The organism is Phaeovulum sp. W22_SRMD_FR3 (assembly GCF_052113705.1).
Lineage (GTDB): Bacteria > Pseudomonadota > Alphaproteobacteria > Rhodobacterales > Rhodobacteraceae > JBGQOG01.
In genome coordinates this window covers 48,838-60,026 of record NZ_JBGQOG010000022.1, presented here as the reverse complement: position 1 = coordinate 60,026, position 11,189 = coordinate 48,838, and the positions used below count along the sequence as shown (strand labels likewise).

At 65.5% G+C, this 11,189-nt stretch carries 11 protein-coding genes; 9 read left to right on the top strand and 2 right to left on the bottom strand.

From position 1 onward, the window contains the following. The first annotated feature begins 374 nt into the window (after positions 1 to 374). The 6 genes from thiC to ACEN2S_RS20100 are packed head-to-tail and all read left to right on the top strand — an operon-like array spanning position 375 to position 5,393. On the top strand, positions 375 to 2,177 hold the full coding sequence (gene thiC, locus ACEN2S_RS20125) for a phosphomethylpyrimidine synthase ThiC (RefSeq protein ID WP_441869811.1): 1,803 nt from the start codon (positions 375 to 377) through the stop codon (positions 2,175 to 2,177). Positions 2,178 to 2,179: 2 nt separating this feature from the next. Then, positions 2,180 to 3,145, top strand: coding sequence for an FAD-dependent oxidoreductase (locus tag ACEN2S_RS20120; protein WP_441869808.1), 966 nt, complete (start codon positions 2,180 to 2,182; stop codon positions 3,143 to 3,145). Beyond that, positions 3,130 to 3,327 carry a sulfur carrier protein ThiS gene (gene thiS, locus ACEN2S_RS20115; RefSeq protein WP_441869805.1) on the top strand — a complete coding sequence of 66 codons (198 nt, stop codon included), beginning with the start codon at positions 3,130 to 3,132 and terminating at the stop codon, positions 3,325 to 3,327. The genes ACEN2S_RS20120 and thiS overlap by 16 nt, the downstream gene beginning before the upstream one ends. Position 3,328: 1 nt before the next feature. Further along, on the top strand, positions 3,329 to 4,090 hold the full coding sequence (locus tag ACEN2S_RS20110; protein ID WP_441869803.1) for a thiazole synthase: 762 nt from the start codon (positions 3,329 to 3,331) through the stop codon (positions 4,088 to 4,090). 5 nt (positions 4,091 to 4,095) lie between these two features. Beyond that, complete coding sequence (locus tag ACEN2S_RS20105) at positions 4,096 to 4,686, top strand: thiamine phosphate synthase (RefSeq protein WP_441869813.1); 591 nt, start codon at positions 4,096 to 4,098, stop codon at positions 4,684 to 4,686. Then, positions 4,662 to 5,393 carry a hydroxymethylpyrimidine/phosphomethylpyrimidine kinase gene (locus ACEN2S_RS20100; RefSeq protein WP_441869800.1) on the top strand — a complete coding sequence of 244 codons (732 nt, stop codon included), beginning with the start codon at positions 4,662 to 4,664 and terminating at the stop codon, positions 5,391 to 5,393. The genes ACEN2S_RS20105 and ACEN2S_RS20100 overlap by 25 nt, the downstream gene beginning before the upstream one ends. Here the strand turns inward: ACEN2S_RS20100 and ACEN2S_RS20095 are convergent. Continuing rightward, positions 5,382 to 6,659, bottom strand: coding sequence for a replication initiation protein (locus tag ACEN2S_RS20095; protein WP_441869798.1), 1,278 nt, complete (start codon positions 6,657 to 6,659; stop codon positions 5,382 to 5,384). The two genes, ACEN2S_RS20100 and ACEN2S_RS20095, sit on opposite strands and share 12 nt — an antisense overlap. Before the next feature lie 609 nt (positions 6,660 to 7,268). Between ACEN2S_RS20095 and ACEN2S_RS20090 the strand changes: the two genes are divergently transcribed. Further along, on the top strand, positions 7,269 to 8,657 hold the full coding sequence (locus ACEN2S_RS20090; protein ID WP_441869795.1) for an AAA family ATPase: 1,389 nt from the start codon (positions 7,269 to 7,271) through the stop codon (positions 8,655 to 8,657). A 14-nt stretch (positions 8,658 to 8,671) separates the two neighbouring features. Then, positions 8,672 to 9,751: a ParB/RepB/Spo0J family partition protein gene (locus tag ACEN2S_RS20085; protein WP_441869793.1), complete on the top strand. Its 1,080-nt coding sequence runs from the start codon at positions 8,672 to 8,674 to the stop codon at positions 9,749 to 9,751. 83 nt (positions 9,752 to 9,834) lie between these two features. On the opposite strand, the gene ACEN2S_RS20080 is transcribed toward ACEN2S_RS20085, so the two are convergent. Then, positions 9,835 to 10,401, bottom strand: coding sequence for a DUF4202 domain-containing protein (locus tag ACEN2S_RS20080; RefSeq protein WP_441869791.1), 567 nt, complete (start codon positions 10,399 to 10,401; stop codon positions 9,835 to 9,837). Between the two features lie 115 nt (positions 10,402 to 10,516). On the opposite strand from ACEN2S_RS20080, the gene ACEN2S_RS20075 reads away from it, so the two are divergent. Continuing rightward, positions 10,517 to 11,185 carry an NnrU family protein gene (locus tag ACEN2S_RS20075; RefSeq protein WP_441869788.1) on the top strand — a complete coding sequence of 223 codons (669 nt, stop codon included), beginning with the start codon at positions 10,517 to 10,519 and terminating at the stop codon, positions 11,183 to 11,185. Positions 11,186 to 11,189 lie beyond the last annotated feature (4 nt).

Below are 11,189 nucleotides of genomic sequence, written 5' to 3'. Positions count from 1 at the left end.
TTGGCCCAAATACCTCGGGGGAATCGCCAAAGGCGATCGGGGGCAGAGCCCCCGCACCATCAACCCCCACGCGCGCGGGCTGTATGAGGGGCGCTTTGGCCTTCACGCGTGCGGCAACCCAACACCGCCGTTGACGCCCGGATTTCCCCTGCTACTCTCCGCCTCACGTCGGGGGAGTCCCACCTAGGGGACTGAGAGGCTGACAGTGGGGGCAACCCCACGGTGACGCGACCCTTCGAACCTGACCCAGTTGATACTGGCGTAGGAAGCACGCGGTCGATGTCGCCTTTCGAGGCGTCTCTATCTTAAGGGGGCATGCCCCCAGCTCCTGCCTCACGTCACGGGTCATCAACGCAGACCTATGTGAGGCTTTGATGAACCAGATGTCCCCCCTGCCCACCGTCACCACGGGCCCCCTGCCCGCCTCGAGCAAGATCCATCTGCCGGGCACGCTTTTCCCGCAAATCCGGGTACCGATGCGCGAGATCGCCCTGCACCCCACGGCGGGCGAGCCGCCGGTGGTCGTGTATGACGCCTCGGGCGCCTATACCGATCCCGCGGCCAACATCGACATCGCGGCGGGCCTGGCCCCCCTGCGGGCGGAATGGATTGCCGCGCGCGGCGATACTGAGGCCTATACCGGCCGCAGCATCACCCCCGCCGACAATGGCTTTGTCACCGGCGACCGACTGACCCCGGAATTCCCCGCCAAACGGCAGCCGCTGCGCGGCAGGAACGGTGCCGCCCCCACCCAATATGAATATGCCCGCGCCGGGATCATCACCGCCGAGATGGAGTATGTCGCCCTCCGCGAGAATATGGCCCGCACCGCCACCGCCCCCCGCGACGGCGAAGACTTCGGTGCTTCGATCCCCGATCTGGTGACGCCGGAGTTTGTGCGCGACGAAATCGCCCGCGGCCGGGCGATCATCCCGGCCAATATCAACCACCCGGAGCTGGAGCCGATGATCATCGGCCGCAACTTCCTGGTGAAGATCAATGCCAATATGGGCACTTCCGCCGTCACCTCCTCGATGGAGGAAGAGGTCGAGAAGCTGGTCTGGGCGATCCGCTGGGGCGCCGATACGGTGATGGACCTTTCCACCGGCCGCAACATCCACAACACCCGCGAATGGATCATCCGCAATTCCCCGGTCCCCATCGGCACCGTGCCGCTCTATCAGGCGCTGGAAAAGGTGAACGGCATCGCCGAAGACCTGACCTGGGAGATTTTCCGCGACACGCTGATCGAACAGGCCGAACAGGGGGTGGATTACTTCACCATCCATGCGGGCGTGCGCCTCGCCTATGTGCCGCTCACCGCAACCCGGGTCACCGGCATCGTCTCGCGCGGCGGCTCGATCATGGCCAAGTGGTGCCTGCACCATCACCGCGAAAGCTTTCTCTACACGCATTTCGCGGACATCTGCGAAATCATGCGCGCCTATGACGTCTCCTTCTCGCTGGGCGACGGTCTGCGCCCCGGCTCCATTGCCGATGCCAATGACCGCGCGCAATTTGCCGAGCTGGAAACCCTGGGCGAGCTGACGCAGATCGCCTGGGCGCATGGCTGTCAGGTGATGATCGAAGGGCCGGGCCATGTCGCCATGCACAAGATCAAGGCGAATATGGACAAGCAGCTCGCCACCTGCGGCGAGGCGCCGTTTTACACCCTCGGGCCGCTCACCACGGATATCGCGCCGGGCTATGACCATATCACCTCGGCCATCGGCGCCGCGATGATCGGCTGGTTCGGCACGGCCATGCTTTGCTATGTCACCCCCAAGGAGCATCTGGGCCTGCCCGACCGCGATGATGTGAAAACCGGCGTCATCACCTATAAGATCGCCGCCCATGCCGCCGATCTCGCCAAGGGTCACCCCGGCGCGCAGGCCCGCGATGATGCGCTTTCCCGCGCGCGGTTCGAATTCCGCTGGGAGGATCAGTTCAACCTCTCGCTTGATCCCGATACCGCCCGCTCCTTCCACGACGAGACCCTGCCGAAAGAGGCGCATAAAACCGCGCATTTCTGCTCGATGTGCGGGCCGAAATTCTGCTCGATGCGGATCAGCCATGACATCCGCGCCGAGGCGCAAAAGGAAGGCATGGAGGCAATGGCCGCCAAATTCCGCGAACAGGGCGAGATTTACCTGCCCACGGATAAAAAGGACGGCTGAACATGCAGGTCACCGTTCTGGGGGCCGGGGTGGCGGGGCTTTGCGCCGCCACCACCTTCCTTGAGGCGGGGTTTGACGTCACGGTGCAGGACCGTCACGCCGACCCGCGCGGCGCGAGCTGGCTGGCGGGCGGCATGCTCGCCCCCGGCTGCGAGGCGGACGGCGCGCCGCCCGATGTCATCGCCCGGGCGGCGGGCTGCACCGACTGGTGGGCCGCCCGCGTCCCGGGCGTCGAACGCCGCGGCACCATCGCCCTCGCCGCCCCGCGCGACCGCGCCGAGCTCAGCCGTTTCGCCGCCCGCACCACCGGCCACGAAACCCTCACCGCCCCCGATATCGCCGCGCTTGAGCCCGACCTTGCCGGGCGCTTCACCACCGCGCTCTACTATAGAGACGAGGCGCATCTCTGCCCGCGCACCGCACTCGCCGCCCTCACCACCCGCATCCGCGACATGGGCGGCCGCTTTCGCTTTGGCTGCACCGAAACACCCCAGGGCGCGGTGATCGACTGTCGCGGCATCACCGCACAGGACCGTATCCCCAACCTCCGCGCCGTGCGCGGCGAAATGGCGATCCTGCGCAGCCCCGACCTCGCGATCAGCCGCACCATCCGCCTGCTGCACCCCCGTTTTCCACTATATATAGTGGCACGAGGCAGCGGATTATACATGATAGGCGCTTCGATGGTCGAAAGCAGCGACCCGCGCCCGATCACCGCCCGCACGCTGATGGAGCTTCTCTCCGCCGCCTATACCCTGCACCCGGCCTTTGCCGAGGCCTCGGTGATCGAGACCGGCACCGGCCTGCGCCCCGCCTATGCCGACAACCGCCCCCGCGTCACGCGGGCAGGCGACACGCTGCAGATCAACGGCCTCTACCGTCACGGCTTCCTCCTCGCCCCGGCCCTGGCCGCCGAGGCGCTCGCCCTCTTCACCGAATCGAAAGCCACCCCATGCGCATTGACCTGAACGGCCGCCCGGCCGAGACCACGGCCACCACCCTCGCCGAAGCCCTCATTGAACTCGGCTTCGCAGACCGCCCCGTTGCCACCGCCCTCAATGGTGATTTCATCGCCGCCGGGTTTCGCCGCGAAACCCCCCTGCGCGATGGCGACCGGATCGAGGTTCTGACCCCGATGCAGGGGGGCTGACATGCAGTTCTATGGCACCACCCTCCCCTCGCGCCTGATGCTCGGCACCGCAGGCTATCCCTCGCCCGAGGTGCTCACCCAGGCCATCGCCGCCTCCGGCGCGGGCGTCATCACCGTTTCCCTGCGCCGCGAAGGCCCCGGCGGCGCCGGTCTCTGGCCGATCCTGCAATCCAGCGGCGCGCGGCTTTTGCCCAACACCGCCGGATGTCACACGGTCAAAGAAGCCGTCACCACCGCCCATATGGCGCGTGAACTGCTCGGCACGCCCTGGATCAAACTGGAGGTCATCGGCCATGCCGACACGCTCCAGCCCGATCCTTTCGCCCTGGTCGAGGCCGCCCGCATCCTCTCCGAGGATGGCTTTCAGGTCTTCCCCTACACCACCGAAGATCTGATCGTCGGCGAGCATCTCCTCGCCGCCGGCTGCGAGGTTCTCATGCCCTGGGGTGCGCCCATCGGCTCCGGTCAGGGCCTCCGCCACGCCGAGGCCCTCGCCTCCATGCGCGCGCATTTCCCCGGCGTGCCGCTGGTGATCGACGCGGGCCTCGGCGCCCCCTCGCAGGCCGCCCGCGCGATGGAAATGGGCTATGACGCCGTGCTCCTCAACACCGCCGTCGCCAAGGCGGGTGACCCGGTGGCGATGGCCCGCGCCTTCGCGCAAGCGATCGAGGCCGGGCACACCGCCCATATGGCGGGCCTGATGCCGCCCCGCGACATGGCGCAACCCTCCACCCCGCTCCTCGGCATGGCGGTGCTGGCATGACCCCCCTGCCCCGCTTCTACCCCGTCCTGCCCGATGCCGATTGGATCGCCCGCATCGTGCCGCAAGGCGCCCGCCTCGTGCAGCTCCGCTTCAAAGGTGCGGCACACGAGGTCCCCGCCCAGATCCGCGCCGCGCAAGCCACCTGCCGTGCCCATCACGCCACCCTTGTGGTCAATGACCATTGGCAGGAGGCACTGGAGGCGGGCGCCGATTTCATACACCTCGGTCAGGAGGACCTCGACACCGCCGATCTCCCCGCCCTCACCCGCGCGGGCATCCGCCTCGGCCTCTCCACCCATGACCGCGCCGAACTCACGCGGGCACAGGCGCTGAACCCCGCCTATATCGCCCTCGGCCCCGTCTATGCGACGCTGCTGAAAAAGATGAAATGGCAACCGCAGGGCCTCGAGAAACTCACCCGCTGGAAATCCCGCCTCGGCAGCACCCCCCTCGTCGCCATCGGCGGCCTGACTCCCGAGCGTCTGCCCGGTGTGTTCACCGCCGGAGCCGACAGCGCCGCCGTGGTCACCGACCTGATCACCGCCCCCGATCCGGAGGCCCGCGCGCGTCTATGGGTATCCGTTTGCGGGTTCTGATCGCCGCCGGATTCGACGGCACCGGCGCCGCAGGCCTGCTGCGTGACCTCGCCACCGCCCGTGATCACGGGGTGGAAACCCATGCCGTGATCACCGCCGTCACCGCCCAAAGCGACCGCGAAATGCGGGATATTTACCCGCTCCCTTCCCGCTCGCTGGCACAGCAGATCGCCGGAATCGGGCCGCTGGCGGCGATCAAACTCGGGATGCTGAAAACCGCCGAAACAGTCTCTGTTCTGGCTGAAACGCTGCCAAATGCGCCGCTGGTGCTGGATCCGGTGCTGGCCTCCAGCTCGGGCGCGGCCCTCCTCGACCCCGAGGGCATCAAGACCATGCGCGCGCGGCTGTTTCCGCGCACCAGGCTGCTCACCCCGAACCTGCCCGAGGCCGCGCAGCTGACCGGGCGCCCCCTCGCCCGCAGCCCGGAGGAACGCGCCGAACAGGCCGCAATCCTCCTGCAAACGGGTACCTTAGCGGTGCTGCTGAAAGGCGGGCATGATGAGGGGCCGGGGGTAACAGACTGGCTGTTTCGCCGCGAAACCCCACCGCGCGCCTTCTCGGGGCCCCGCGCGCCGCGCGGACGCCGGGGTACGGGCTGCACGCTGGCCACGGCCATCGCCTGTCAATTGGCACAAGGCAAGGATCTGGAAACGGCCGTCGGCGAAGCTGTCCGCTACACGCGGGCCTGGATCGGCTCAGGCGGCTGAGCTGTCTTCATAAATTCCGGGGATCATCTCTTCCCAAAAGGCGAAAATAGCGCGGGAATTCAAGGCAGAGGTCCAGCCGTGGCGGCGGAACTCTTCACGCTCCAGCTCGCCCTCCAGCCGGGTCATGAACAGCCGTTTGTCGGCATCGCGCTGGGTGGGGTTTCGCCGCGAAACCGCCTGCTCCACCGCCGCGAAACGGGCCTTGCGCTGCAGCCGTTCCGCGTCACGGGCCGCCTCCTCCGAGGCGGCGCGCTTGGCGGCCTCCGCGCGGGCGGCGGCCAAGGCCAGTGCTTCTGCCGACGGTGCCGGTGCTTCCACCGCAGCGGGCGCGTTGAAATCCCCTGCCAAAGCCGCGCGCAAATACCCCACCGGGCTTTTCACCCCGTCCTGCCCGGCAACATAGGCGAGCTTTTCCGCCACCGCCGCCTCGCCATGTTCCGCCATCCATTGCCGCGCCAAACGGTCCGAAACCCCCAAAGCCAGCAACCGCTCATAGACCGGGCTGCCGCGCAGCGCCTCGCCATCATCGATGTCGAACATCGCCAGCTGCTTGTTCTCCCGGATCTTGAAGCGGATCTCGGTCACCGTGCGGCCTTTTTTGGCAAATTCCGGCGTGATTTCAATGTTCGAGGTGCGGTTCACCTCATCCACGGCGGGCTTGATGATCTTGGCATTCAGGTGTTTGAACGTCTCGTAATAGGCGCTGTCATCCACCCCCATCAGCCGCCGGAAAGTCTCCAACGGCCACCAGCCGGTCGAACCGGTGCGCACGAAACGGTAGCAGTTTTCATAGAGCGCCAGCCCGTGGCCCGAGCTGAAACGACGCTGAATATTCAGATTGATCAGCGCGAAGACCTTGGGATCATGCAACTTTTCCGCCAAAGCCGGTGAATAGGCATATTCACAGATGCCGCCCCGCAGCTTGGCATAAGAGAGCAGGGACGAGACGCCCCATTCCTGCCGCCCCTTTTCATCGAGCATGTCCCACTCGGCCACCGTCTCGGCGAGACCGCGCAAGGCGTCGCGCAGGGTGGCGGTATCGTTGGAATTATAGCCGATCATCAGGGCGAGGGTGCGGGCGTCGATCTGATGTTTGGGCTGCGAAATCAGCGCGTCATAGGCATTGAGCAACAACACATTCGACAGCTTGCGCTGCAGCAGCGTCAGCTTGCCGGAGACATGGATCGCCGCCACATTCTTTTTGACCGCGCCGCGCTTCAGCGCACCGGTCAACATCTCCTGCGGGATCGGTTCCGCCTGCCGCATTTTGTCATCCTGCCCGCTGCCGGCCTGACGCCGAGTCTCTCTTGGAGGCTGAGAATGTCACAAAAGGCATCCGGCAACAATCCTGTTTGAGGTTCCTAGTTTTTGCGCCGATTCCGGGTTGCCGCCTCCCGTAGATGGGTACCTGAGGGCCATCTACGGCCATTCCTCGGTCTGCGAACCCGATTAATCCTCGTCCCAGGCGCCGAAACCGCGCAAAATCTTCGCTTTGGAGCCGGAAAACACCGCAAAAGACGCCCCCGGATTCGGGTACCCAGCCCCCCGGATTCGGGAACCTCGGCCCCCGGAGAAGGGTACCTATTCCCCCGCAGATGGGTTCCCCTGCCCCTGTTGATGGGTACCAGATGCGCCTTATCGCTTTGATTTAATTCTGGTTTGTCTTCTCAAAGCTCTTAAAGATCTGAAAAGAAGAAAAACCATTGTTGTGCTTTTCACTCTGGAAGAATTCTTCAGGTACCTGCGTTTCGCGGCGAAACCGTACCTCAGGCGAAATCAGGGGCTTTCATTTAGTGGGTTTGCGAATGCCACTCGATGTGCGATATTTTGGCGGATAACAGGCCAAAGGCCGAACATGAGGCGAAACAGGCGAACATGACACGCAAACCCGAGTCTCCGATTCCCCCGCATCTTGGCATGGATCCCGCCCGCGCGGCAGAGCGTTTGGGCGCCCCGGTGGATACCGCCCGCTTTGCCAAAGCCGCTGCCTTCTGTGGCCGCGGCCGTGACGACCTGGCCCGCCGGGGCTATGCGCCCGACGGCACCAAACGTCTGCGCCGCTTTTCGGTCTGGGAAATCACCCGCTACATGATCCCGGTGGCGCCTGCGCATCTGCGCCGCGTCATCAATCAGAACCCGGATCTGCCGCAGGGCGAGGCGGAGGGGGGCACCCGCTGGTACACGCTGGAGGAAGTGCTGGCGCTGCGCGACCATTTCGCGCGCGAAGGGTCCTCCACCAAACAATACCGCCCCTGGCGGCCCGAGGGGCTGCCCGCGAAAGTGGTGGCGGTGGCGAATTTCAAGGGCGGCTCCGGCAAGACCACCACCTGCGCGCATCTGGCAATGGCCGCCGCGCTGGACGGGTACAAGGTGCTCTGCATTGATCTGGACAGCCAGGGCTCGCTCACCTCGCTGTTTGGCGGCAAGATCGAGGATGAGTGGCAGACGGTTTTTCCGCTGATCGCGCAGGATTACGCGCAGGCGGTGCAGGCGGAGAACCTGGTGCGGGCGGCGCAGGGCGTGGCGGCATTGCCGCTGGATGAGACGCTGACCGAAGCGCTGAACGTTTCGCCGCGAAACCTGATCCAGAAAACCCATTGGCCCAATATTGATCTGATCGGCGCGCAGCTGAACCTCTATTGGGCGGAGTTCCAGATTCCGGTCTGGCGGATGGGGCTGCGGACCTGGCCGCTCTGGGATGCGTTGGGGAATTTCTTCAGCGGCTCGGGTGTGCTGGATGAGTATGACATCATCTTCCTCGATACGCCGCCCGCGCTCGGCTATTTGACGATTAATTCACTGTCGGCAGCGGATATTCTGCTGGTGCCGCTTGGCGCGTCTTTCCTGGAGTTTGACTCGACGGGGCGGTTCTTCGACATGCTCTATTCCACCTTTGCCAGCATCGAGGATGGTGAAAATGCCGGGCGCCGTATTGCGGGCCTGCCGGAGGTGAAGTTTGAATGGGATGTGGTCCGCGCCATCATCACCCGCTTTGACGCCAGCCAGCAGACCGATCTGGCCAATGTGATTCAGGCCTATTTCGGCGATTTCATGAATGCCTACCGGCAGGAATTCACCGCGCTGGTGGGGCAGGCGGGCGAACAGGTGAACGGCATCTACGAGGCCGATCCCCGGGATTTCAACCGCGACACCTATTTGCGCGGCCGCGAGGCCTTTGACCGGACCTATGCCGAGTTCAAGGAACTGCTGCTGGGCGCCTGGTGGCGTGATGCGCAGGAAGCGGCCGCAGAGTCGGCTGAATAACAGGAGGAAAGAGCATGGCCAAACGCAGAAGGCTCGACGCCCCCGATCCGATGGATCTTGAAGCGCTGGAGGCTGGTTTCGCGGCGAAACCGGCGATGGGGGCCGCCTTTGCCGCGCCCATCGCGCAGATCGCGGCCGAGACCGCCCAGGCGCGTGACCCTCTGCCGGTGGCGCAGCGGACGGAAGTGGCACGGGATTTCACCGCCGCCGAAGCCTATCGCTGCGCCCAGGAGGAGGGGCGGCTGATCCTTGATCTGCCGCTGGAGCGGATCCAGACCGACCATATCACCCGTGACCGGATGATCGTTTCCGCCGATGATATGGACGAGCTGAAATCCTCGCTGCGGATGAGCGGTCAGCGGCTGCCGATCGAAGTGGTGGCGCTGCCGGATGGCAAATACGGGCTGATCTCCGGCTGGCGCCGGGTGACGGCTTTGCAGGCGCTGCAGCATGAGAATCCGGCTCGATTCAGCCATGTTAGAGCCTTGGTGCGGGTGGATGCGCTGCCGGGCGGTGCCTATGCGGCGATGGTGGAAGAGAACGAAATCCGCGAGCAGCTGACCCCCTATGAGCGGGGCCGGATCGCGGTGGTGGCGGCGGAACGCGGGGCTTTTGCCAGCGCCGATCAGGCGGTGGATGTGATCTTTGCGACGGCGTCAAAGGCCAAGCGGTCCAAGATCCGTTCCTTTGCGGTGGTGCATGAAGAGCTGGGCGGGACGCTGAATTTCCCGACCGATCTCTCTGAGCGCAACGGGCTGCGGCTGGCGGCGGCGCTGCGGCTGGGCTTTGGGGCCAAGCTTCGGGCGGCGCTGAACGAAGGGCAGGGGGTGGATCCGCTGACCGAGATGCTGGTGATGGAGCCGGTGTTGAGCGAAGCCGAAGCGGTGACGCGCGAGCCCGCGCGGGGCGGCCGTCCGAAGGCGAAAGCGAAGGCGGCACCGGCGCAGGAACGGGTCGCATTGGCGAATGGCATCACCATGGAGCGGGTGGCGCATGAGGATGGTTATTCGATCCGGCTGCGCGGCAAAGTGGTGGATGCGGGCCTGTTGGAAGTGGTGATGGCTGAGATCACCCGCCTGCTGGAGCCGATTTGAGGTTTCGCAGCGAAACCAGCCGCAGGGCATCGAAAAACCCCGGAGATTCCGGGGTTTTCTATATATATCAATTAGATAACCGTTCAGTCGCGGAAGGCGAGGGCGAAAACCTCGGGCAGCGCGAATTCGGCGAGCACCCGGGCACGGCCGGTGGGAGACATCTTGCGGGCGGTCTTTTCCACGATGCGCTGCAACTCTTCCGGCGGATGTTTCGCCGCGAAATCGCGGAAATAGAACCGCAGGAAGACGAAGCAGATCACATCCTCCAGCGACTGCACCAGCGGATCCCGTTTCAGGCCCTCCTTGCGCAGCATGCGGGCGACGGCTTCCTGCTCTTCGGTGGTAAAGCCCGCCTCGGCCATGATGCCCATCACCCGTTCGCCATGCCGGCGGCCCTGATCGCGGCGCCAGGTCAGATAGCCTTCGCGCCCCTCGGGATAGGCGCTGCGGGGCAGCAGCCAGCGTTCGATATGCTGGCCGCGGGCGGCAATTTGCAGGGCGGGCCCGGCTTCGGGGAAGAGATGGGCCAGTTCCGCGCTCATCCGCTCGCCATAGAGCAGGGCGGCGGGGCGGCCGTCTTCCAGCGTCGGGTCGGCGGCATTGGCGCTGTCGATGGCGGCCAAGGCCCGGGTCAGGCGCGGATCGGTCATGGGAGCCTCCTCAGGTTGCGTGCAATGTTCCACATTCGCGCGAAAGGGTGCAAGGGGCGGCGGCCATCGGGGCGCCAAATGGGTCTGAGGGTGAGGCGCGGGCGAGGAGGGGATGATGCACGACTGGGTGGAATTTGGCGGGGCCGCAGTGGCGTTTTTGGCCCTGCATGCGGTGCCGTCTCTGTCGGGACTTAAGGCGGCGTTGCGCCGCATTCTGGGGCGTCGCGGCTATGGCGCGGTTTTTGGGCTGGGGTCGCTGGCGCTGTTCTACTGGCTGCTGATGGCGGCGGGGCGGGCGCCCTTTGTGGAGATATGGGCGCCGCAGCCCTGGATGCGCTGGCTGGTCAATCTGGCGATGCCATTCGTCTCTGTTCTGGCGGTTTCGGGCATTTATGCGCCCAATCCCTTTGCCTTTGAGGGGCGCAGCACGGGCTTTGATCCGGCGCGGCCGGGGATTGTGGCGATCACCCGCCAGCCTTTGCTGGTGGCGCTGGCGATCTGGGGCGCGATGCATCTTTTGGTGAATGCGGATGTCGCGCATGTGGCTCAATTCGGTGGAATAGTGACGTTTTCGTTGCTGGGCATAGGCCCGATGGAGGCGCGGCGGCGGGCGGTGGCACCGGCGGTCTGGGATGCGCAGGTGGCGGGGACGCGGATCCTGCCCTTTGCTGCCGGGCGCTGGCCGCGGGGCTGGCCGCTGTGGCGGATCGGGGCGGGGCTGATGCTCTGGGTGGTGCTGTGGCATCTGCATCCGATCGTCATCGGGGTTTCGCCCGCGCCGTGAGCGG

Bases quoted from the DNA above. Each gene is read 5' to 3' on its own strand.
- ACEN2S_RS20100 (WP_441869800.1), top strand. From the start codon at position 4,662: ATGGGTATCCGTTTGCGGGTTCTGATCGCCGCCGGATTCGACGGCACC.
- ACEN2S_RS20110 (WP_441869803.1), top strand. From the start codon at position 3,329: ATGCAGTTCTATGGCACCACCCTCCCCTCGCGCCTGATGCTCGGCACC.
- ACEN2S_RS20075 (WP_441869788.1), top strand. From the start codon at position 10,517: ATGCACGACTGGGTGGAATTTGGCGGGGCCGCAGTGGCGTTTTTGGCC.
- thiS (WP_441869805.1), top strand. From the start codon at position 3,130: ATGCGCATTGACCTGAACGGCCGCCCGGCCGAGACCACGGCCACCACC.
- ACEN2S_RS20120 (WP_441869808.1), top strand. From the start codon at position 2,180: ATGCAGGTCACCGTTCTGGGGGCCGGGGTGGCGGGGCTTTGCGCCGCC.
- ACEN2S_RS20095 (WP_441869798.1), bottom strand. From the start codon at position 6,659: ATGCGGCAGGCGGAACCGATCCCGCAGGAGATGTTGACCGGTGCGCTG.
- ACEN2S_RS20090 (WP_441869795.1), top strand. From the start codon at position 7,269: ATGACACGCAAACCCGAGTCTCCGATTCCCCCGCATCTTGGCATGGAT.
- ACEN2S_RS20085 (WP_441869793.1), top strand. From the start codon at position 8,672: ATGGCCAAACGCAGAAGGCTCGACGCCCCCGATCCGATGGATCTTGAA.
- ACEN2S_RS20080 (WP_441869791.1), bottom strand. From the start codon at position 10,401: ATGACCGATCCGCGCCTGACCCGGGCCTTGGCCGCCATCGACAGCGCC.
- thiC (WP_441869811.1), top strand. From the start codon at position 375: ATGAACCAGATGTCCCCCCTGCCCACCGTCACCACGGGCCCCCTGCCC.